Raw genomic sequence first — 22,544 nt, forward strand, 5'->3', positions numbered from 1 at the left:
ACGAATGACCGATAGCCGATCGGCTATCGGCACGGGCTGCTCATAGGCTTGCTGGGTGATCGCGCGAGTTCTTGGTTCTGGTCGTCCGCTTGTTGCCCTTCACGGCTTTGGGGTGGACCACCGAATCATGCTGCCGCTGGTGGACGCGGTGCAGGATCTGCCGTGGCGGATGCTGTTCCTCGACCTGCCATGGGCTGAAGCCGCCGCGGGGACCTCGACCGCGACGAGCGCGGTCGAGGTGGCCGACGAGGTACTCGCCGAGATCGACGACCACCTCGGTGACGAGCCCTTCGCCGTCATCGGGAACTCCTTCGGCGGCATGATCGCCCGACACGTCGCCCACGAACGCCGAGACCACGTCCTCGGCGTCGCGACCCTGGCGGGTGTCGTGCACCCGGCACACGCCGACCGCGCCGTCCCCGAACGCACCGTGCTGCACACCGAACCGTCCGCCCTCGAAGCCGCCGGCGACGCGCGAGAAGCCTTCGAGGAGGTCAGCGTCATCCAGGACGCCGCCGCGTTCACCGCGTTCGAGCGGTACGTGCTGCCCGGTCTCCGTGGCGCCGACACTGCGGTGATGAACCGCATCGCCGCCGACTACGCACTCGATGCCGTGCCGGAGGAGCTCCACCCGGAACCGTTCACCGCTCCGGCCCTGCACCTGTTCGGCCGGCAGGACGACGTCGTCGGTTACGAGGACGGGCTCGTACTCCGGGACCACTATCCGCGAGGGAGCTTCGTCGTCCTCGACGGTGCTGGACACAACGTGCACCTCGAGCAACCCGGGATCACCGCCGCCCTGATCCGCGACTGGCTCGCGCGGATCGACCGCTAGCCGATCCCTCACCGGGACGGTGCAGTGTCACGCACGACGCTGTTAGCGTCGGCTGGTGCGTATCGCTGTGATCTCGGATGTCCATGGCAACGTCTTCGCTCTGCGAGCGGTTCTGGACGAGATCCGCCGATCGAAGATCGACCATCTCGTGAACCTGGGCGACCTGCTGTCGGGCGGTGTCCGACCCGCGGAGACCGCCGCGCTCCTCATGCACACCCCCGCGGTGACCGTACGAGGCAACCACGAACGGCAACTCCTCGAGTCCCCTCGCGACCAGATGGGGCTCTCCGACGGACTCGCCGACGACGAGATCGACGACGAGCAGCGAGCATGGTTGGCGTCACTGCCGGCCATCGCCCGGCCGGCGCAGGGCGTGCTCGCGTTCCACGGAGCACCAGATGACGACCTGACCTACCTCCTGGAAACGGTCACGCCCAGCGGTGTCCGCCCAGCGACCGAGGACGAAGTCACCCACCGGCTGGGCACCCTCCCCGACGAGCAGCTCCTGCTCTGTGGGCACGCCCATCTGCAGCGATCGATGCGCTTGACGAACGGGACCCTCATCGTGAATCCGGGAAGCGTGGGCTGGCCCGCTTACGACGATGACCAGCCCTACCCGCACGTCATCGAGGCCGGAACACCGCACGCTCGGTACGCCGTGGTCGACGACGCGACCGGCTCATGGGAGGTCGCGTTCCACCGGGCCCAGTACGACATCGAGGCGGCAGCAGCCGCCGCGCGGGCAAACGACCGCCCGGACGTCGAGCACGCGCTCCGCACCGGACGCATGCCCTGAACAGGCGCTCGAACCCGTCCCGATAGCCGGTGGTCAATCGGACGTTCGGCAGCAACGACGGACTTTTTTGAAGGGGTGCGCGGACACGCTGTCTGGATGGGTGGTCCGGAAGGGTCCCGGTGACGGTCCCCTAAGCGGGACGATCGAGCAGGTGATGTGGCCGTTCCGGCGGCCTTCAGACGGCACAAAGGGATCCCGGCTCCTGTGCCGCGGACTCGCTGACCAGGAGACCGTTGGCGCCAAAGGCAGAGTCAGGAAGTGACAGCGCACGGTCGAAATCTCCGGAAGCTTCGTCGCGCTGACGTCGCCGAAGTTGCCTGGATGAGCCGGCCCCCGGTTGCGTGGTCGGAGAGCTCAAACCTCGGGACCTCCAGCTGACGATGCGTTCACGCCATGAGGAATGAGTCGAGCATGTCGATCAGCTTCTGCGGATTGCCGTCGGCGAGCAGCCATACGGTGGAAGTGACGGCCGCGCCGTTGACGAGCGTGTCGTCGTGGGGTGTGGTCATCAAGCCGAGGATCGTCGCGGGGTGCTGGTCGGACTCGAAGTGCGGAATCAGCCGCGAGAGGTGGCGAAGGGTCGGCATGTCAGGGTCCGCGGTGAACTGCCATGCCGGGAGACGGAGCTCGCCGTCGCAGACGAACGCGAGGAGATCACCCTGATGGATGTCGTGAAGAACACGACCTGCACCCTTCCTGATCCAGCCGGCGGCTTCGTCGACGGTCAGCGCGGCACTCAGACCATTCGAGCGACTCCGTCGAATGATCACGTCGAGCTCTCCCCGTGCGACCCGCCGCGCCGCTTCCTCGTACTTCTCACGGCCGTGGGCGTTCATCAACACCCGCTCTTGCGCCGGGGTGGGTGGTCTGTCGTTCGTGGTCAGACGGAAGGAGTCGTGGTGTGGTCCGAAGTCGTACCCGGACGCATGCACGCCAACAGCGTTTGCGAAGGCGTGCGACTGTACTCCAGGCGCTCCGTCGGCACTGCTCGCTGCCGTGACCGCGTCCTGCGCGTCAGCGAATGCGACGGCAGCGACCTTTCGGATCGCTTCAGACACGGGAGCGCCATCGAGGTGCGCAAGTGCAATCTGAGCGCGTGCTCGGGCGATCTGAAGTCTTGTCACCAAGTTGAGGAGTCCTAATCGGTGAATGTCTCTCGGGTCGCGTCGTCGCCGGCGAAGTCCAGCGCGGCGATCTCCCGGACGCTGTCCGGCACGTCTTCGCCCGTTTAGGCGGCGGGAGCAACACGAGCGCGTGCGCGAGCGATCGGTAGCTGCGACGTCAACGCGTCGTTTCTTCTCGGTCGAGTCCTGAATCCGTCATCGATGCCCCCTGCAGGCATGGCTCGTTGTAGCTGATGGTGGGGCTCGAAGCGGTGCAGTCGTGTGCCGTCGAGGTACTCCTACCGCCAGCTCGCGGCTTCGAGTTGTTATGGAACGACATGCTTGCCGAGGCCGAGGCCGAGCCAATCGATGGGCGTGAATCGGCATCGTACCTCGGAGCGCGCGGCAGGCGTTGGTCAAGAAGCCCAAGTCGGTCGCCCGTCCCTCTCGTCACCTCACGCCGGTGCCCGGCACGCCGTCCTCGTAAAAACGGCCTGGGCAATGTCCCCGGTGAACTGCCACGTGATCGGGAGCCGTCCGGGCGCTGGTTGCCCAGGCCGAAGTCGCGACCGTGATCGAGGACGCCGGCAAGCGAGGCGAAGGACGACTCGAGCTCGTTCATCTCAGTCACACCCCTCTATCCGTCGTTTCGGCTCGTAAACGAGGGAGAATGGGGCCACTCGCCTGGCGCCAAGCCAGGGCGGGAAGGCGACGGGACTCTGGAGCTACCATGGCTTGTAGGCACGACTTGCAGGGGTCCTCATTGACCCCTCGGCACGCGACGGCCAAACCGCGTGTAGTGCCCGCCACAACTCGAGACTCCCAGCCTGATCCGAGCGAGATTCGCGTCGGATCTTCCCACGTGCCCGCGGGGCGCGCAACCGCCGTTCCGACGCTCAAACTGAACGTTGGAGCGAAACCGTGAGCACATCGACCCCGGGTCGCCGGATCGGCCGTCCCCCGAAGGTTGTGAAGGATCAGGCGAGGGCCGACGCCCTGCTTGACGCGATGCGAACCGCGGAGCGCGTTCTCCGTGAGACCACTGAGGAGCGCGTCCGGCTGGCGCTGGAAGCGTACGAGGAAGGTCTCACGTTGGACGCCATCGGGGAAGCGCTTGGCGTGAGCAACGTGGCGGTCGGGAAATGGGTCCGGGCAGCGAAGGACCAGGAGACGTCGCACAGCCGCTGAACCTCCTGCTTGGTTGTTTTTCTAACGAGATTCACAATAGTGTGCCGCCATGAGCACTCCGTTGTCCATCGCGCACGTGAATCCGTGCTGGCGGGATCGTCGCGATCGCGGCGGCCGTTCAGCGAGGGTGGCCCGCCTCGGGGACGCCATCGCATGAGCGCGCCCGAGCTCACTGCTCCGCCCAAGGGGCCGGACCGCGCCAGCCAGCCGGCGCATATGCGAATCCCTAACTCCCCTCCAGCTTGGGCGGGGGACCTCGGGATCGCACTGCTCCGTGACAGCGAACGCCTCGCTTATCGCGGCCGGACGCGCGTCGATGAGTGGGACGTTGATCCCATGGCGGTATTGAACTCGTGGGCGGCCAGCCCCAGCCATACGACAGGCCGCGTCGGCAGTTTGGTACAGGGGCTTCGGATGAGATTTCACCGGCCGTGGTCGACGTACCGTCTGAAGCCCGCGAGGCCTTCCGCCGGCGTCATTGTCGGGTACTCGACGGACGGGCGCACTGTCCGAAATGTGCAGGTGGCTGATCTGTCTGCGGAGTCGCTGGGTTCCGCTCATCCGATGCGGGAGTTCTCTCGCCGGCTAACGCAGGATCACAAGCCTGTAGCCGTCTGGACCCACACGACCGGATCGCTCGTCGGCGCCGAGTCGCATCTGGAACGGGACTTCATCACCCTCGCCGACTTCCACCCGGCGGTGCGTTACATCGGCGGTCAGCCGTTCACGTTGGCGTTCGAGCGAGGAGCGCCGTGCAAGCTCCACACGCCGGACCTGGTCCTTCTTGGGGACGGGCTGCCGCCGCTGGTCGTGGATGTGAAGAACCCGGAGCAGGCGGCGAAACGGAAGTGGCGGGCTCGGGCGGCCCTGATTCGGGACGTTCTTGCCGAGGCAGGTATCGGCTATGAGGTCTGGACCGGGATGCCGCGACTGATGCAGGCGAACCTCGAGAACTTCACCGAAGCGCGCGTCCCCGAACCGTCCTACCGGCGCTGGGCACCGATCGCGACCGAGCTATCTTCGCGGCCCATGCCCGTCGTCGAACTCGTGACCCGCATCGCCGCACGAGGCTACGAGCCCGGGTTCGCGATGATGCTGATCCGCAGGATGCTCTGGCGCCGAGACCTTCGCACCGACATGCGGTTGCCGTTCCGGCCGACATCGATCGTGTGGGCGGTGAATCCGTGACGAAGGACTCAGAGTGGGTCGCGAAGCTGCGCGTCGGTATGCCGGTGGTGTTCGACGGCGAACAGGTGTTCGTGCAGTCATGGGCTGACGGGTGGGTGCAGTTCGTCGACGCCGCGAACCGACCCGTGACACCTCGACCGCTCCGCGCGGTCGTCAAGGCGATCGCCAGCCCGGAGAACCCGCCGCCGGCGTCGATGCTCCTGCACGACCTCGACGACCGGCTCAGTGAGCACGCGATCGGCAAGCGCGACGACCACCGCGCGCTCATTCGCTACATCGACACCGGCATCGCCCCCTGGCAAAGGGACGAAGAGAAGCCCTCCCGAGACGTCGACCCGAACGTCATCCACAACGAACGCAAGCGTGTCGCTGCGATCGCGAGACGTATCGCGGAGCACGACGAGATTTCCTACGAGACGGCTCGCAAGCGCGTCAGCCGCGCGATCAAGCGAGAAGCGGCTGGCCCCACAGCCACGGTCGACGGTCGCTACACGCGGGAACGTCGGAAGAACCGCGACGCTGACATCCCCGTCCTGGTGGAGGAGTTCCTGCTCGACCGCGTGTTCGATCCGGCCCTGCACACGCAGACGCAGTACCTCGAGTTCCGGCTGTGGCTCCTCGGTACCGCTCCCGACATCACGAAGCCGCCGTCGGAGCGGACGTTCTACCGCCTCGTCGAGCGAGTGCACAAGCGGATGCCGCACCTGAAGAGCAAGTCGAAGACGAAGCACGGCACCGAACAAGCACCCAAGCAGTCCTTCGCCCCGCGCCACCTGGAACGCCCCGGGTCGCTCTGGCAGATCGACGCCACCACCTCGAACGTAATGCTCTGGGACCCGAAAGACCGCACCGGAAGGACCCGCACCTACCGCGTCACGCTGGTGAAGATCATCGACTCCGCCACCCGCATGATCGTCGGCCGCTCCATCAGCGAGCACTCATCCGGCGTTGGTGTCGTCCTCGCCCTTGCCGACGCGTTCGCGTCGATGGTCGACGACCGCGAAACTGTCACCGTCGATGGCCGCGTGTACCCGCGTCCATTCGTCGGGATGCCGCGCGCTCTCACTCGATGGCCGATCCCGCCTCGCCGCCTGATCACCGACAACGGGAAAGACTTCCTCTCCAACTTCCACGTCAGCCAACTCGCCCGCCTGGGATGCGAGGTCGAGTTCGCTCGCGTCCGCGACCCGCGCGCCAAAGCCTTCATCGAGCGCAGCTTCCTCAGCTACAAAACCGAGTTCGAGGAACTCTGCTCCGGCTACGTCGGCGGATCCATCGACGAACGCGGCATCCACACCGAAGCTCTCCTCACCTGGGACCAGCTCTGGGAACGCGACCAGCAATGGACCGACCTCTACAACTTCCGCGAGCACCGGGGCCTCCGCGTTGAACTCGGACGGCGCATCAGTCCCTACCAGCGATGGGCGGAACTCGTCGGCGAGACCGGGTTCGTCGAGATGCCGAAGTGGGAAAACGAGTGGATCCGATTCCTTCCGATCTTCCGAGCCAAGCTCCGGAAGTACGGCATCACCCGTCGCTACGAGCTGTTCAACGCCCCCATCATCGAGACGCTGCTGCGCACCCCAGGTGTCTCGCGCGACGGCTACTGGACGTTCCACTACAACCCATCCGACCTGCGGCAGGTGTACTGCTTTGACCCCGAGGGCACCGCCTGGGAAGTGCCCTGGGTGCTACGCACCGAAGACACGCCCCAGTTCTCGGACCACTCTCTGACCGTTCTCGGCGGGCAGGTCGGCGATCTCACGTTGCGGCGGGCGGAGTTCCAGGATCGGATGCTGCAGCTGCTCACTCAGTGGCGCGCTGATGATGCTCTGATTCGTGGCAGCCGGTCGGAGCTGTCGCGGACCGACGAGATGAACGCAATCGCCTACGAGCGGCTGCGCGCGCTCGACTCCGGGACGGTGATCCCGGCAGACATGGACTACGACCTCGAGGAACTCCTCAGCCATGCCGACGCCGAGTTGGACAACGACACCTCCGACGATGACCTTGATGACCTCTTCGGGCGACTGGCATGACAATCACGACGCCGACCGTCCTGCCGCCTGACGTCCTCCGGTTGTTCGACGAAGACCCCTACCCGGACCAGAGCTGGGCGATGATGCCGCCCGAGGACCGTCACTTCGTGACCGAGGTCAGCGGTGCTCACTTAATTGATCCAACGCGAACCCGAGAAGCTGCAGACCCCGATCAGCGGAGGGCGTTCCGGCTCGAAACCGAGCAGTGGCATCACTTCTGGCCCTACATTCGAACGCAGCAGCTCGCGGACGCCGAGATGCAGTTCCACGCCATCCCGTCACCGCCGCCGGCAGGTACGAGGAGCGGTCATCCGCTCCCCGTGACACTGATCACTGGTCCGCCTGGCACGGGGAAGTCAAAGCTCCTTAGGCAACTCGCAGCTGGAGCGATGTGCGAGTCCGCCTGGGATGCGCGACGAGTGACCATCGACCAGCCGACGGGCGCGCTGTTCTCGGCCCGGCGCCGCGATGTCGTCTTTTTCTCGCTGCTTAAGAAGGTGCAAGAGCGGCAACTGTTCGCGGCGCTCTGCGAGCAAGTTGGTGCGCCTTGGGACAAAGACCCGAGGACGTCGTTCGAGCGAGCAGTCGAGCGTCACGGCATCCGATGGGTGTTCATCGACGAGATCCAGTTCATCAACTTCGACGGCCAAACCGGGAAGTACGTCCACGACGGGCTGCGGTCACTCCAGAACCTTGGGATCCGCGTCGTCCTGAGTGGGCACAATATGCGGGAGCAGCTCGCGGACCAGAAGACGGGCGCACGTGAGGCGGCGCGCGTTCAGTCAGAAGCGCGGTGGGAGATGATCGAGCTCCAGCCGTTCGGGCACGCGAACGAGAGCGAAGCGCGAGAGTGGCGGCGGTTCCTTCGCAAGATCGAGGGGCGGCTTCGACTTCAAGGGCATGCGACCGGCGACACCGTGCTTAGTGAGGAGTTCGAGGAGTACCTCTGGGTCTCGACGCTGGGGTACGCAAACCATCTTTCGACGCTTGTGTCGAAGGCTGCGAACGCTGCTGCACGGCTAACGGGACAGCGCATCACCCGGAAGGTTCTCGACGGGCTACAGATCGAGATCCGCGTCGAACGCTCACGCGCACAGCGACTCGACCTGTGGGACGTTGGCCGCTTCTCGTTCAAGAAGAGCTGGGCCTGAGGTTGAGTCCCCGCAGAACGGCAGCACCGATCGACACCAATCGGATTCGCCGGTTTGGCTTCGACGCCCTGATCGTTCCAGGCGAGTACTTCCCCGCATTTCTGCACCGGATCGCAGCCCACGTGGGCGAACCGCCCGCCGCGATCAGTAGATGGTGCGGACTGAACACGATCCCGCCGCAGCGCCGCCAACGCCTCACCGTAGAGCCTTCTTGGGACGTTGCGGATGCGATCGCCGCGGCGGTCGGATGCGATCCCCTCGACATCATCCACGGCTCAATGGGTGCGTTCTCGGAGGACGCCGTCGCACATGGACTCGACGAGCTCCCCGCCCACGCCAAGAACTGGACGCGAGGATCCGGAACGCGGTACTGCCCGCTCTGCCTTCGGGAGCAACCAGACGTGTTCATGGCGCACTGGCGGCTCTGGTGGTCCTTCCTCTGCGACAAGCACCTCGTACCGCTCCGCGAGGACTGCCCGTCGTGCTGGTCGCCGATACCGGAGCCCAACTGGATGGAACGCCGCCCAGTGACGCCCTCACGCTGCCGCACCCGATTGCCATCCGGTGCATGTTGCGGGCATGACCTTCGTGACACGTGGACCGACGAACCGTTCCCGCTCCACTCGCCGATCAACCTCGCACAGACCCTCATCACGGTCGCCTGGAGCCGCAACCAGCCCCAGCTTTCTCTAGAGATCCCCGACCTCGAGCACCTCCTCAGCACCGCGCGCGGCGTGGGGATCGCGCTCCTCGCGGCCGCCGACATCGACCTGATCGCCCGCCTCGCGCGGATACCCGCCGAGGACCTCCGCGGGCTCTTCGATGAGCAGACGCGGATCGGCACGTCTCCACCCAAGAACTCCCTCGCGATGGGCGCGCTCATGGCCGCGGCGATCACGCTTATGTACGCGCCCGAGGAGAGCGTGCGACCAATCCTTCGACGCCTCACCTTTGCCCGTCCGGCCAAGACCGGAACCGCCGAGCGCGGACCAGGCAGCGCCGCGACCATGCTCAGCTACTGGCCCGACGTTGGACCGAGGTTCCGCGGCCGTGTCCTTCGCGCCGTCGACGGAGACCTGTCAACGATGCAACGCCTCGTGACAGGAAGCATGGTCCGACCCAACTTCGATGGGTACGTCGTTGAAGTTCTCAGCCGCCAGCGGCTCGAACACAACGGCCCACGTCACTGGGAGATCCCCGCGTTGCTGTGGCCATCGTGGGCATGCCCGCTCAGCGTCGCCGGCGGCGCAAACGTTGAGACCCTGCAGTACTCCCTCAGCCTCGCACTTCGTGCTGCCATCGCTGGCGCCGAGACACTCGACCGCGGTCGCTACTACGCGCCTGACCCCGACATCGTCGCTGGCATCGGGAAGCAGCTACGGCCCGCCATGCTCGGCACTCCCGCACAGACCGACGCCATCCTTGGGCAGCTCGCTGAACTGGCACGCTACCTCCGCACCAACGGCTCGAACATTTGGTACGACGACCGCCTGAAGCTCCCATGGTGGGAACTCCTGCACCGCGAGCACTGGCAAGCGGTCGTCGAGAGTGTCGGAGAAACACCTGGTCGCGGCAAGGCCCTGCTCAACGCGCGCCGGTATCTCTTCCTTCGCGCAACAGCCCAGCCGACGCGGGCTTTGCCGAAGCAGTGGAGGGTGCTGGTCGACGGGTACGACGCCGCAGACCTCACCGACTTCCATATCCGCATGTCAGCGGAACTCAAGACAGCGCTCGACGCCTACCTCGCCGTGTGGCTCGACCGAGCGGCAGAAGCGGTAGAACTTCGGCGGAAGGACACGGCGCCCAGTCAGCCGGTCTGGTCACCTCCACGATGGAGAGGCTCTGGTCTTGCCGCGCTCGGTCCCGAGCTCCTCGACATCGACCTAACACTCCTCCACGACCACCTTCGCGACGGCGTGACCGCGATCCGAACACTCGCTCGTGTCGCCCACCGTTCCCCGAATCACGTTCGCTGGACGCTGCAGGAGCATCCTGCCTCCACCGGGCGTCCCATCTCCCCGATCGATTGGAACACCGAGCTGCAGGAAGTCAGAGCCGAACCATGGCGAAGAGCCGGGCACCGAAGATCTGCTGATTCCCCGGGGAAGCTTCAACGGGCCAATCTGGTGGTCTGGGAGCGCACCCCAGCATCCTGAGTCGAACAACCCACTGACTCCGCCCTGCCGCTGATGGCCAGTAGCGGCCGTCATCGCCAGACCAGGCGCCTGCGGTTCGCAAAGACTCGCTTTGAACACGCCGGGCAGCAGCCTTGCGGTGTGACATCAGGAGGAATATCTTTAGGGCTATGGTCGCTCTCTCGCCTGAACTGGTTGGTGTCCTTGGGGACGTCGTCGTCGATGTCCGCGAGGGCTTCGAAGCGAACGCGGGGTCGATCGCGGCAGCGTTGACCCAGCATGAGTCATTCACCCGGTCCAACCGGCCACGGTCTTCGCTGCGCCGATCCCTCATCGAAGATGAACTCGAGCACGCCTGCGTCCGTCAGGGCCTCGATGCGCAGCCGGGTAGCGGTGGCGCCTTCGAGATCACCGTGCTCGACAACGACGCCTACGCGGTCATCCGCCTGAGGACCGCGAAGTACGTTGACGGTGAGCTGAAGGTGATCGCCAACCAGGGCTCCACCTACGGCGGCCTCGCTGAGGACGCACTCATCCGCGAGTACCCGTATGTGCTCGGAGTTGTCGCGAACGAACAGGACTCGCTGGAGTTCTTCGTCGCGCACGTCCGAGGGCACAGCGACGGACGAGTGCCGTACCTGGAGTTCGGGTGGGTCCACCACTTCCAAGCCCCGACAACCCCCACCGGAACCTCGTTCATCCCCGACGACGGCGACGACCTCGACGGCTGGGACGCTGACGATCAGGGCATCGCAGGCACGCAGGCTTAGGAACACACGACGTGGCACCAGCAGAAGCAACACCACTGGAACCGATCGGAGACCGCATCCGCCGTCTCCGCTCGGCACTCGGACTAACCCAGGCAGAACTTGCTCGGCAGGCCGGCATCGCACCAGCGACACTATCGATGCTCGAAAACGGGCACCAGGAACTAGACGGCAACGTTCTCGACTCCCTCGCCGAAGTGCTCGACTGCACGACGGAGTACCTGACGTCTGAGAAGAATGCTGTCCCGGTTGATCGGCCGAAACTTCGTGCGTATGCGGATGCGTCGCAGCGCTCCGTTGACCGGACGCTGTATGACACGATCACCGCGGCGGAAGCAATCCGCAGTCTCGGACTCCGGACCCTCGATATGCGCGTACCGAACTTCGACGGCGATCTCAACGACGATCAAGCAATCGATCGAGTCGCAGCGGACGTCCGTGCGCTCGCCGGCCTCGACGACGCGGGGGTCGTACCGAACGTCATCCGCGCTGTAGAACGGCTCGGATGCGTCGTGCTGCCTCTTGACGGCGAGCTCGGGAAGCACTGGGGTATGTCTGTTGCCGTTGGCGATCTCCCGGTCATCCGAGTCACCAGGCCCTCGAATGACCCGGAGTTCAACATTCCCGGAGATCGGCAACGCTTCACGGTGGCCCATGAACTCGGGCATCTCGTGCTGCATTCCGGGTCAGCGCAACCATCTACTCCAGCGGATGCGGCGCGCCTGGAGCGGGAAGCGAACCGCTTCGCCGCGGCGTTCTTGGTCCCTGGTGACGCCGCACTCGAAGACCTGCACGCCGCTGGCGGCCGCGTCACCTTGAGTGTGCTCGCGCAACTTAAGCAGAAGTGGGGCTACGCCATCAAGGCGTTTGTCTTCCGCTTCCGAGAGCTGGGTGTGATCGACGAAGCCCAAGCGCGGTCTTTGTATAAGCAGATATCTGCGAGGCGATGGAACAAGGACGAACCCCACCGGCCGGGTACGGAATCCGCAGTTTGGCTCCGCAAAGCGTTGCAGGAGAGGTTCGCCGGCGACGAAGGCCCTCGGCGAGCTGCCGCGGCCGCCGGTCTGCACGAGCGGTATCTGCAGCGCTGGCTCGATTGGTCTCCGTCCGGAACAGTACCGAGGACAGCGACGATTACGACGTTGTCTCCACGGGAGGGTCTCGAGGCACCGCCCGACGGTGCGGGCCGGCTCACTCGCATGCCCCGTCGACGGTAACTCGACTGCCGATGCGCAGTCGAGCTGGTGGTGGGCGATGAGGCTGGCAGCGGTGGGTGCTCAAGAGACTCGCGGCGGGCGTAGTTCCTCATCGGTCATCGGGGGCAGGCCTGCCTCCCTTTCGTCCTGTCTCAAGATGAGCTGATTCGGGGGATGAAAGAGGGGACACCGGGCGAGGTTCTGCCTAACGCGGGCTACAGGTTCAACCCTCCAGGAGCCGACCGGAGTCCCTTCCGCAATGTCGGCAAGCCCGGCTACGAAGCCGAGGACCGCGAACTCATCCGCCTGGTTCGGGAAGTCGACCAGCAGGACGGCCAGTGAGGCGAGCGCCTTGCAAGCGTCGTACGACCAATTGGACATCAGGCGGCACCGGCTCACCGCTGTGGCGGAAGGCCGTGTGTCGCAGAAGGGGCCCCTACCAGGAACCAGTGGTCGAGTCCGCGCAACCCGGGGGCCGCTGGCTCCGGCATCGTCTTGGTGCAGGGCACGACGGCTGATCTGCGCGCCTATCGGGAGCTCGCCCTCAGCGATACGTACAAGTGGTCCGGCAGCGAGCCATCGAGCGATCACCTCGCCGTGAGACTGAAGATCTGTCATGATCGGCGGGTGGCTGTTCAAACACTCGAGGTTCACGTCCTGTCCTGCGGAGGCATGTTCGACTTGATGAGCGAGCAAGAGGCGACGTTCTTGATGCACTCTTTAGGCTTATTCCGGAACGTTAAGGACGTCGGGCGAGCCGTCCCAAGAGCCAACGCCAGCCTTACCCGCGCCTACACCGAATCGGACTTCTTCCGCGCAGTCGGATCAAACGATCATCTACTCCATCTTATCGCCCATGGAGACACGGAGAATCTTCAGACAGGGAACGGGAAGTCGACCGTTACGGCGACGAAGCTCTCAGAGAAGGGCAAAAAGGGCCTGCGGCTGCCGCCCATCGTAGTGTCCACTGCCTGCGAATTCCAGAGCGGCTCCTGGCGCGCCGCGCTGGCCGATTGCAAGGTACAAATTCTCATTGCCGCTGATTCTGAAGTGACGCCGGCGAACCTGACCGCATTCGATATGGCCTTCTACTCGGCATTGCTCACAAGGGTCAGAAAGGGCGCTGACACTCGCACGCGGGTCCAACAGGCTTTCGAACTTGCGAACCGATACTACCGCGATATGCATGCTCAAGGCACCCCCTTCAGTAAGTTCTCGCTTCACACGCTTTGAAGACTGGCAGTGGAGTGCCGGCTCGAGACACTTGCACCCTCGCTCGCTCCGAACACCCCTGCTTCACAACCGGGCGCAATCGACGGCGCCCTCGTTCTGTGCCCCGCTCGGGGTCCTCCTCTTCGCGTTCTCCCGTAGATATGGTTCCCAGGTGACCGCAGCCCTATGGATCCAACTCGGATCAGTGATGCTCGCTCTTTGTTCCGTCGCAGCCGCCTGGTACACGATCCGCGATTCGGCTCGGAGGGAGACGGCCCGAGAAGCGAGGGTGTCGGAAGAGCGCCGTCAGGTCCTTGTGGGGCAGGTCATTGGCCGACTCGAGCGAATCACCCGGACTCAGGTTCGTCCTGTCTTCGCACGCTTGTGGGTCAACTATCAGCTCGAGTTCTCGCTCGCCGTGCCTCAGATGGCGCTGCTCGTCAACGCCGATGAGGAGATTCTGCTTCGTTGGTTCGCCGCGAGAGTGAAGCGCATGAAGGGTGCGCCGTCAGATGCATCGGCCGCGACCATCGCGATCGAAACCACCGGGGCTCTCGCCGATTGGTCACGCGGCAAGAAGACCCTGCAGTGGTTTGCGGAGGATCTTTTGCAGCCGGTGCAGCGACAGCGGTGGTCGCACCTGCGTCCAGTCCGACCAACCCTCGAAGCTGGAGCAACCATCCTCCTCACTGCGCTTGTGGCTGGAGGTACCTTGGGCATCCTCGCCCGGGCTGAGCGCGTGGTCGGGGGGCTGCGATCTGCTCGGTCATCACGCCTGGCTCACGGTTCCGCGTCGACACGGACGACATCGGCGCGTGACTCCTGCGGCTAGGGCTTGCACACGATGGCGTCCTTCTAGGCCTATCGCACCGGGCGAGCCAAATCAGATGTCACCTATAACCTTGCATCGGTCCCGCTGGTAGGCCTTCACGTCGCTCATCCCGCGCTGGTCCGTCAGGAGCCAGCACCTCGCCATCCGAGTCATCGGCGCGCCTCTGTCGGTTCAGAGGTCTCGAGGTTCTGAGGGATACTTGAAGCAACGTCGACATCAGGAGGCAACGTTGCGGTTGGTTCGTTTTACGATCGAGAATCACGCACGCCTTGAGGACGTCAATTTAGAGATTCGATCGCACCTTGTCCTGGTCGGCTCGAACGACGTCGGCAAGTCGTCACTTCTGAGATGCATGGACCTCCTACTCGGCGCGAGCGCGGCAGCGCTTTACGCGCGAGTGAGTGCTGATGACCTGCGAGACAGGACACAGCCGCTCGTGCTGGAGGCTGAACTCGACGAACTCACCCCTGCCGAAAGAGCTTGGTTCGTCGATGAGCCGCGTGTGGAGCCCGAGCTAGGGACGAGAACGGTCACAGTGCGGATGGAGGTGCTGGTTGATGACGGGGGGACGGTGCAGATTCGTCGATTCAGCCCGCACGGTCCCGGTCTGCGTCAGCTAAGCCGCGACCAGATAGCTGCCCTGGGCTTCAAGCTCGTGACTGCAACGCAGAGCGCCGCGCGAGACTTCAGGGACGAGAAAAACGCTGCGCTAGATGACATCCTTGGTGCGATCGATTTAGCCGGAGAGCGGGAGGCTTTCCAATCGGCCGCGGAAGGCCTGCAACGGCAGCTCGGGGAGTCAGCCGTGCTCCGAGAGCTGCGGGGGCAACTCGCGGGACAGCTCACACGAGCAGTCCCGCGGGTCGTCGGGCCCGATGACCTGTCGTTTGTGGCTGGCAGCATCGCATCCGAAGATTTGCTGGCGGATGTGCGACTGCAACTCGCGCACGGGGGCGAGCCACGTCCAATCGCTGAACAGTCGGACGGGGCGCGTGCCTTATTCGCTATCGCGTTGTACGACCTCGTGAGTGCAGCGGCGAACGTTGTGGCAATCGACGAGCCGGAGATTCACTTGCATCCTTCCAGCCAGCGGTCTCTCGCCCGTTTGCTTCGAGAGGGCCCGAACCAAAAAATTTTGGCCACGCACTCACCTGACGTTGTCAGTGCCTTCTCCCCTGACGACGTCGCTGTGGTCCGGGCTGGGGGCAAGATCAGACAGCCGACTAGGGGATTCCTCGACGGAGAGGGCAAGCTTACGGCGCGGTGGTGGGTACAAGGCAAACTAGAACCACTAACTGCAGCAGCGGTCGTCCTTGTCGAAGGCCCCTCCGACCGGATCATTCTCGAGCGGGTAGCGGAGCTAACTGGGCGCGACCTCGACCGTGCGGGCGTCAGCGTCGTCGAAGTGGATGGTTCCCGCAACATGGCGCCGGCACGGAAGCTGGGGACTGCTGCAGGTTGAGTTGACTCGTTCGTTTAGGCCGCGAGTGCGACCTGTGGGTTGATGATTGTCTCGTACTCGATCGGGGTCAACTTCCCCAGACCTCGTTGGCGTCGTTTCCGGTGGTAGGTCGCCTCGATCCAGGTGATGATCGCGAGCCGGAGCTCGTCCCGGGTCACCCAACGTTTTCGGTTGAGGACGTTCTTCTGCAGGAGCGCGAAGAACGATTCCATCGCTGCGTTGTCCGCGCAGGCACCGACTCGTCCCATCGATCCGAGCAGCCCGGCGTCCGCGATCGCCCGGACGAAGCGCTTGGAACGAAACTGGCTGCCGCGGTCCGAGTGCACGACTGTCCCGACCGGATTCCGTCGCTGCACCGCCATCTGCAGAGCCGCGACGGCGAGGGAGGACCGCACCCGGTCACTGATCGAGTAGCCGACGATGCGCCGGGAGCAGCGTCTTTCACCGCGCAGAGGTAGAGCTTGCCCTCCCCGGTCGGATGCTCCGTGATGTCCGTCAACCAGAGCCGATCCAGGTCCGGGGCAGTGAACGCACGTCGGACCCGATCGTCGTGCACTGGTGGCCCGGCCTTGCGGCTCAGGCCCCGCTTCTTTGCGTGCAGCGACCACAGCCGCTGCTGCGAGCACAACCGCCACACCCGCCGCTCCGACACCCGGTGGCCGGCAGCATGAAGGTCGTCCGCGATGAACCGATACCCGAACGTCGGATCATCTCGGTGCGCGTCGACGGCTGCATTGGTCAGGTGCGCGTCGTCCCAGTCCCGCTGCGAGACCGGGTCGACCCGCCACCGATAGAAGGCCTGCTTCGAGAACCCCAGCACCCGGCAGGCCACCGCGACCGGGATCCGGTCTGCGGCGAGTTCGAGGACCAGCGGGTAGATCATTTTGGGAGTTGTGACTGGGCGAAGTACGCTGCAGCCCGGCGGAGGATCTCGTTCTCCTGCTCGAGCAGCCGGATCCGTTTCTGTGCTTCCCGCAGCTCGGCTTGCTCGACCGCTTTCGCCGACGGAGACGCTCCCGATCCGTTGCCGTCGTCGCGGTCCGCCAGCCGGAGCCACCGCGCCAGACAGGTCTCTGAGATCCCGAAGTCCTTCGCGACCTGCCGCACCGACGTCTCGCCCTTCCGGGCGACCGCGATCACGTCGCGGCGGAACTCTTCCGGATACGCCTTCACCATGGCGCACATCCTTCCAGCAGGAGCCGATGCCCCTACCCGTCAGGAGTCAACCGAACCTGCAGCAGTCCCCGACTCCGCCAGCAGCAACCCATCACAGCAGCGCTACTCCTAGATGCCAGCGCTCGATCGTCAACCGGACGGCATTTCTGTCGCCAACTGCTCGCCATGCCCCACGCACGTCTGAAACGGCACGACCGATCGATAGGGGCAGCGATGCTGAATCTGCGGTTCCTTGCGCCGGTGGTACTGGTTATCGTCGCCGTGCTCGTCTTCCTCGCGACCCGCGGGAGCATGGGCTGAAACCCGCTGCCGGATCAGCAGGACGCGCGACGTCGAGTTCGAGCCGAGCGCCGCTCCCGCGACCGATAGCCGGTCGTCAACCGGACCCAGCGAGCCAAGTTCGTCTTCCGCCTTTGGTGATGGGAAGCTGGTAAATGTCGCCCGGCCCGAGCTGCTGTGGGCCGAACCCCTCCGAAAGCGATCACTGATGACCATCCCCGCAACGACCCTCACACAGCTCGTCGATGCATACCTCGCAGCTCTCAGATCAGCCGACGTAGACGCGGTGCTCGCCCTGTTCACACCGGACGCGATTGTGAGCTCACCGCTTTACGGGGAGCAGCCCGCCCGCGACTTCTACCCGACATTGTTCGCCGACACGGCCGCATCCGTCCTCACGCTCCGCCGAACCTTGGTCAGCACAGACGACTCGGCTCCGACTGTTGCGTTCTGGTTCGACTTCGATTGGACGCTCTCGGACGGCACCCCCGCACCGTTCTCCGTGGTTGACGTCGCCGAGCTAGACCTGGAAGCCCGGATTCAACACCTGCACATCGTGTACGACACCGATCCCATTCGAACTGCTTGGGAAGCCCAACAGGCCGGTGGTAACCCCCGTTCATGAAGCAGCGAGCGACTATCCGATAAGGGATCCTTGGGTTCAGCTGGTCGTTGCAACAGCACCGTGAATCGGAGTGTTGCAGATGGCATCGAGGCTGGAGCACCGTGCCCGGGAGGCGCGGTTCTGGGAGCTACTCGGACAGGGCATGAGCAGGCCTGCTGCTTGCGATGCTGTCGGCGTGCATCCGCGTCAGGGCTACCGATGGTTCAAGGCCGCTCGAGGGAAGAACCCGTTCGAGCGCGCGTCTCGTTCGGGCCGGTACTTGAGCGAGGAGGACCGGCTCAGGATCGCTGACCTTCGCCTCGGTGGCGCAGGGGTCCGCCGGATCGCGGCTGAGTTGGGTCGGGCGCCGTCGACCATCAGCAGGGAGCTCACCCGGAACAGCTCAAGGGGTGGCGCTTACCGTCCCTACGCCGCCCAACAGCGGTGCCGGGAGCGAGCACGGCGACCCAAGCCCCGGAAGCTGGACCGGGTCGAGCTGGCCCTGCAGGTGGAGTTGCGGTTGGTGCGGAACTGGTCCCCGGAGCAGATCCGTGATGACCTGGCCCGGACGTTCCCTGACCGGCCGGAGATGCACGTGTCGCACGAGACGATCTACCAGTCCCTCTTCGTCCAGGGCCGCGGCCACCTGCGCGCTGACCTCCACAAACACCTCCGCACCGGCCGCGCCATCCGCCGACACCGGGGCGAGCCGCGGCGGGCGTCGTGGTCGACGATCCGCGACATGATCCTGATCAGTGAACGCCCGGCCGAGGTCGACGACCGGGCTGTTCCCGGGCACTGGGAAGGGGACCTGATCGTCGGTATCAACGCCAGGAGCGCGATCGGCACCCTCGTCGAACGCACCACGCGCTACGTGATGCTCCTGCGCCTGCCGAACGGGCACAGCGCCGACGCCGTCCGTGACGCGATGATCCCGACCATCCAGACCCTTTCCGAGCACCTGCGCCGCTCGTTGACGTGGGATCAGGGCAGCGAGCTTGCCCGGCACAAGGACATCACCCTCGCCACCGACTTGGCGATCTACTTCTGCGACCCCCACAAGCCCTGGCAGCGCGGCTCGAACGAGAACACCAACGGCTTGCTCCGGCAGTACTTCCCGAAGTCCACCGACCTCAGCGTCCACAGCCCGGAACGGCTCCTCGAAGTCGCCGCCGAACTCAACGGACGGCCTCGCAAGACCCTCGACTACCGCACGCCAGCCGAGGCATTTGAACAGCTACTGTCGGACCCGACACAACCACCCGTTGCAACGACCCCTTGAAACCGCCATCGGCTAACGGACGCCGGACTCGCTCACCGGGTAGGTGAGGTCAGTAGAGCAGCGACCGATTCGAGCGCCCCGGGGACGAGGGAGAAGTAGGCCCAGGTGCCGCGCTTCTCGCGGTGCAGGATCCCGGCGTCGACGAGCACCTTGAGGTGGTGCGACACGGTCGGCTGGGACAGGCCGAGCGGTTCCTGCAGGTCGCAGACGCACGCTTCTGCACCCTCGTGCGCGGCAACCATCGAGATCAGCCGGAGCCGCGCCGGGTCGGCGATCGCTTTCAACGACTTCGCCAGGACCTCGGCGGACTCCTGCGTCATCGCTTCGGTCGTGACGGGCGAGCAGCATGCGGTGACGTCCTGGATGGGGAGCAGCTCGATCGTCGTCATCGCACCATCATCCCACGCCCTTCGATGCAGGTCTATATTTGCGTTCATCGATATCGACGTGCTTCGATGTTCCTGCTCGACTTCCGATCGATCTGCAGAGGACCGACTCCGATGACTCACCTTGTTGCCGTTGGGGGCAGCGACGCCGGTATCGCCGCGGCGCTGCGCGCCCGTGAGCTAGACCCGTCGACCGACGTGACCGTGGTCCTCGCCGACGAGTTCCCGAACTTCTCCATCTGCGGCATCCCCTACTGGGTCTCCGGCGACGTCGCCACGGAAGCGTCCCTCGCGCACCGCACCCGCGCCGACCTCGAAGCCGCCGGGATGACCGTCCGCTCCTCGACATGGGCCTCCGCCGTCGACGTTAACCGCCAGCTGCTCTCCGTCACCGGCCCTGCCGGCGATGAGCAGATCGCCTATGACGAGCTGCTGATCGGGACCGGCGCTGAGCCGATCAGCCCGGCCGGAATCCCCTTCGGTGCGCCCGGGATTCACCTGCTGCACTCGATGACCGACGCCGAGCAGGTCGTCGCCGCCCTGGAGCTCCTGCCTGCCGGCAGCCGCGTCGCGGTCGTCGGCGCCGGCTACATCGGCCTCGAGATGACAGAAGGGCTCGTCGCCCGCGGGTTCGATACGACGCTGATCCAGCGCGGCCCGGAAGTGCTCTCCACCCTCGACCCGGAACTCGGGTCGCTGATCACCGAGGAGGTTCGCCGGCACGGCGCGACGGTGCTGACCGGTGCGACCGTCACTGGAATCACTCCCGCGGGCGGCGGGCAGTGGAGCGTCGCGACCAGCTCCACGTCTGGTGACGCCGCCGAAACGTTCGCGCTCGTGGTGGTCTGTGTCGGGGTACGGCCATTGACGGATCTCGCGGCCGCGGCCGGTGCGCGACTCGGCCAGGCTGGCGCGATCGTCGTCGACGAGCAGATGCGCACCGGGGTGCCGCACGTGTGGGCGGCAGGTGACTGCGTCGTGACACACCACCGGCTTCTCGGCACGACCTGGCTGCCGCTCGGAACGACCGCGCACAAGCAGGGACGTGTCGCCGGGGAGAACATGCTCGGCGGGTCCCGGACCTTCGCCGGTTCGGTGGGGACGCAGGTGGTGAAGGTGTTCGACCTCGTCGCTGCCCGCACCGGCCTCCGTCACCACGAAACCGCACCGCTGGACGTGTCGCCGCTGACGCGGGTGACGGTCGCGGATGACCACAAGCGGTACTACCCAGGCGCGGTGCCACTGACGATCAGCGTCACCGGCGACCACACGTCCGGCCGGCTCCTCGGCGCGCAGATCGTCGGGGAACGGTCTGCGGAGATCAGTAAGCGCATCGACACGTACGCCACCGCCCTCCACGCCGGCCTCTCGGTGGACGACGTGATCGACTTGGACCTCAGCTACACGCCGCCGCTCGGGTCCCCGTGGGATGCCGTGCAGGTCGCCGCGCAGGGCTGGGAGCGCGCCGCCGCGGCAGCGAACCAGGCCGAGGTGAGCGCCTGATGGTGCTGGCTGTCGTCGCTGCGGCGATCTTCGTCGCGACGCTCGTGGTGGTGATCTGGCAGCCCAAGGGCTTCCCGATCGGCTACACCGCCCTCATCGGCGCGGTCTTCGCCCTCGCGACCACGGTGGTGGTGCTCGGTGATGTGCCGACGGTGGTCGGGATCGTGTGGAACGCTACGCTGACGTTCGTCGCAGTGGTGCTGATCTCGTTGATCCTCGACGAGGCAGGGTTCTTCGAGTGGGCCGCCCTCCACGTAGCCAGGTGGGGTCGCGGGAACGGTCGGCTGCTGTTCGTGCTGATCGTCGGACTCGGCGCGGTCATCGCGGCCGTGTTCGCCAACGACGGGGCCGCGCTGATCCTCACCCCGATCGTCGTCGGGATGCTTCGCGCGTTGAACATGCCGGCGAAGGCGGCGCTGGGGTTCATCCTCGCCACCGGGTTCATCGCCGACACCGGCAGCCTGCCGCTGGTGGTGTCGAACCTGGTCAACATCGTCTCCGCCGACTACTTCGGCGTCGGGTTCGCCGAGTACGCCGTCGTCATGGTGCCCGTCGGCATCGTGTCCGTGCTGGCGTCCCTCGGGATGCTGCTGGCCTTCTTCGGCAGGAGCATCCCGAAGCGGTACGACGTCCTCGCGCTCACCCGTCCGGCCGCCGCGGTGAAGGACCGGGCGACGTTCCGCGCCGGATGGGTGGTCCTCGCCGTCCTGCTGGTCGGCTACTTCGCCGCCGACCCGCTCGGCGTCCCCCTCGCCGCCGTCGCCGGTGTCGGCGCGGTCGTGATCGTCCTCGTCGCCGCCCGGCAACCCGCGTTCGTCTTCGCCCGTCGGGCTGCGGCCCCGGTCCTCGTCACCACCGGCGGCACCGCCACCGTCACCACCGGTGGCAGTGGGACCGGTGGTGGGTCAGGGCGGGTGATTCCGGTGTGGAAGACGATCCGGGATGCGCCGTGGCAGATCGTGCTGTTCTCGATCGGCATGTACCTCGTCGTGTACGGGCTGCAGAACCAGGGCCTCACCGACTACCTCGCGAAGCTGTTCGACGTGTTCGGTGACCACGGGGTCCTCGTCACTGCGCTCGGGGTCGGGTTCGTGATCGCGATCCTGGCGTCGCTGATGAACAACATGCCGACCGTCCTCATCGCCGCCCTCGCGATCGGCGGAGCCGGCGCGACCGGCTTGACCCATGAGGTGATGATCTACGCCAACGTCATCGGCTCCGACCTCGGGCCGAAGATCACCCCGATCGGGTCGCTGGCGACGCTGCTGTGGTTGCACGTGCTCGACCGGAAGGGCATCCACATCGGCTGGGGGCAGTACTTCCGCACCGGCATCGTCCTCACCGTCCCCGTCCTCGCCGTCACCCTCGCCGCCCTCGCCGGCTGGCTCACCCTCATCCGATGACCGCCCG

General features: G+C 65.5%; 19 protein-coding genes and 1 pseudogene. 16 read left to right on the plus strand and 4 right to left on the minus strand.

What is annotated here, in order from left to right; genetic code table 11:
* Nucleotides 1–55: 55 nt before the first annotated feature.
* Nucleotides 56–835 carry an alpha/beta fold hydrolase gene (locus tag ACNQOV_RS00895; protein ID WP_416392963.1) on the plus strand — a complete coding sequence of 260 codons (780 nt, stop codon included), beginning with the start codon at nt 56–58 and terminating at the stop codon, nt 833–835.
* A gap of 55 nt (nt 836–890) precedes the next feature.
* A complete protein-coding gene (locus ACNQOV_RS00900; RefSeq protein ID WP_416392964.1) occupies nt 891–1,631 on the plus strand; it encodes a metallophosphoesterase family protein in 741 nt (246 codons plus the stop codon).
* Nucleotides 1,632–2,017: 386 nt separating this feature from the next.
* Here the strand turns inward: ACNQOV_RS00900 and ACNQOV_RS00905 are convergent, their stop codons facing one another.
* A complete protein-coding gene (locus tag ACNQOV_RS00905) occupies nt 2,018–2,689 on the minus strand; it encodes a hypothetical protein (protein WP_416392965.1) in 672 nt (223 codons plus the stop codon).
* A 966-nt stretch (nt 2,690–3,655) separates the two neighbouring features.
* Between ACNQOV_RS00905 and ACNQOV_RS00910 the strand changes: the two genes are divergently transcribed.
* The 10 genes from ACNQOV_RS00910 (at nt 3,656) to ACNQOV_RS00955 (ending at nt 15,904) form a co-directional block, all read left to right on the plus strand.
* Nucleotides 3,656–3,922, plus strand: coding sequence for a hypothetical protein (locus ACNQOV_RS00910; protein WP_416392966.1), 267 nt, complete (start codon nt 3,656–3,658; stop codon nt 3,920–3,922).
* Nucleotides 3,923–4,486: 564 nt separating this feature from the next.
* Complete coding sequence (locus ACNQOV_RS00915) at nt 4,487–5,110, plus strand: hypothetical protein (RefSeq protein WP_416392967.1); 624 nt, start codon at nt 4,487–4,489, stop codon at nt 5,108–5,110.
* Entirely contained in the window at nt 5,107–7,149 is a 2,043-nt protein-coding gene (locus ACNQOV_RS00920; RefSeq protein ID WP_416392968.1) for a hypothetical protein, read from the plus strand. Before ACNQOV_RS00915 ends, ACNQOV_RS00920 begins: the two co-directional genes overlap by 4 nt.
* Nucleotides 7,146–8,300 carry an AAA family ATPase gene (locus tag ACNQOV_RS00925; protein ID WP_416392969.1) on the plus strand — a complete coding sequence of 385 codons (1,155 nt, stop codon included), beginning with the start codon at nt 7,146–7,148 and terminating at the stop codon, nt 8,298–8,300. Before ACNQOV_RS00920 ends, ACNQOV_RS00925 begins: the two co-directional genes overlap by 4 nt.
* The gene (locus ACNQOV_RS00930; RefSeq protein ID WP_416392970.1) at nt 8,258–10,456 is read left to right on the plus strand and encodes a TniQ family protein; all 2,199 of its coding nucleotides are present in this window, start codon (nt 8,258–8,260) and stop codon (nt 10,454–10,456) included. Before ACNQOV_RS00925 ends, ACNQOV_RS00930 begins: the two co-directional genes overlap by 43 nt.
* Nucleotides 10,457–10,605: 149 nt before the next feature.
* A complete protein-coding gene (locus tag ACNQOV_RS00935) occupies nt 10,606–11,205 on the plus strand; it encodes a hypothetical protein (protein ID WP_416392971.1) in 600 nt (199 codons plus the stop codon).
* An 11-nt stretch (nt 11,206–11,216) separates the two neighbouring features.
* On the plus strand, nt 11,217–12,419 hold the full coding sequence (locus ACNQOV_RS00940) for a helix-turn-helix domain-containing protein (protein ID WP_416392972.1): 1,203 nt from the start codon (nt 11,217–11,219) through the stop codon (nt 12,417–12,419).
* A 477-nt stretch (nt 12,420–12,896) separates the two neighbouring features.
* The gene (locus tag ACNQOV_RS00945) at nt 12,897–13,631 is read left to right on the plus strand and encodes a hypothetical protein (protein WP_416392973.1); all 735 of its coding nucleotides are present in this window, start codon (nt 12,897–12,899) and stop codon (nt 13,629–13,631) included.
* Between the two features lie 151 nt (nt 13,632–13,782).
* Nucleotides 13,783–14,442: a hypothetical protein gene (locus ACNQOV_RS00950; RefSeq protein WP_416392974.1), complete on the plus strand. Its 660-nt coding sequence runs from the start codon at nt 13,783–13,785 to the stop codon at nt 14,440–14,442.
* A gap of 199 nt (nt 14,443–14,641) precedes the next feature.
* Entirely contained in the window at nt 14,642–15,904 is a 1,263-nt protein-coding gene (locus ACNQOV_RS00955; RefSeq protein WP_416392975.1) for an ATP-dependent nuclease, read from the plus strand.
* Nucleotides 15,905–15,918: 14 nt separating this feature from the next.
* Here ACNQOV_RS00955 and ACNQOV_RS00960 read toward each other — a convergent pair.
* Together ACNQOV_RS00960 and ACNQOV_RS00965 are read right to left on the minus strand one after the other, a co-directional pair.
* Nucleotides 15,919–17,080 (minus strand): annotated as a pseudogene (locus tag ACNQOV_RS00960) (IS3 family transposase).
* 129 nt (nt 17,081–17,209) lie between these two features.
* The gene (locus ACNQOV_RS00965) at nt 17,210–17,575 is read right to left on the minus strand and encodes a hypothetical protein (RefSeq protein WP_416392976.1); all 366 of its coding nucleotides are present in this window, start codon (nt 17,573–17,575) and stop codon (nt 17,210–17,212) included.
* On the opposite strand from ACNQOV_RS00965, the gene ACNQOV_RS00970 reads away from it, so the two are divergent.
* Together ACNQOV_RS00970 and ACNQOV_RS00975 are read left to right on the plus strand one after the other, a co-directional pair.
* Nucleotides 17,568–17,984, plus strand: a complete 417-nt coding sequence (locus ACNQOV_RS00970; protein ID WP_416392977.1) for a nuclear transport factor 2 family protein — start codon at nt 17,568–17,570, stop codon at nt 17,982–17,984. The genes ACNQOV_RS00965 and ACNQOV_RS00970 overlap by 8 nt on opposite strands.
* A 79-nt stretch (nt 17,985–18,063) precedes the next feature.
* Nucleotides 18,064–19,245 carry an IS30 family transposase gene (locus tag ACNQOV_RS00975; RefSeq protein ID WP_416392978.1) on the plus strand — a complete coding sequence of 394 codons (1,182 nt, stop codon included), beginning with the start codon at nt 18,064–18,066 and terminating at the stop codon, nt 19,243–19,245.
* 32 nt (nt 19,246–19,277) lie between these two features.
* Here ACNQOV_RS00975 and ACNQOV_RS00980 read toward each other — a convergent pair whose 3' ends face one another.
* Entirely contained in the window at nt 19,278–19,634 is a 357-nt protein-coding gene (locus tag ACNQOV_RS00980; protein WP_058724395.1) for an ArsR/SmtB family transcription factor, read from the minus strand.
* Between the two features lie 66 nt (nt 19,635–19,700).
* Here ACNQOV_RS00980 and ACNQOV_RS00985 point away from each other — a divergent pair, with 66 nt between their 5' ends.
* On the plus strand, nt 19,701–21,134 hold the full coding sequence (locus ACNQOV_RS00985; protein WP_416392979.1) for an FAD-dependent oxidoreductase: 1,434 nt from the start codon (nt 19,701–19,703) through the stop codon (nt 21,132–21,134).
* Entirely contained in the window at nt 21,134–22,537 is a 1,404-nt protein-coding gene (locus ACNQOV_RS00990) for an arsenic transporter (protein ID WP_416392980.1), read from the plus strand. The genes ACNQOV_RS00985 and ACNQOV_RS00990 overlap by 1 nt, the downstream gene beginning before the upstream one ends.
* The last annotated feature ends 7 nt before the right edge of the window (nt 22,538–22,544 follow it).

It is taken from the genome of Curtobacterium sp. LFS084 (assembly GCF_047977705.1).
In the GTDB taxonomy this organism is placed as follows: domain Bacteria; phylum Actinomycetota; class Actinomycetes; order Actinomycetales; family Microbacteriaceae; genus Curtobacterium.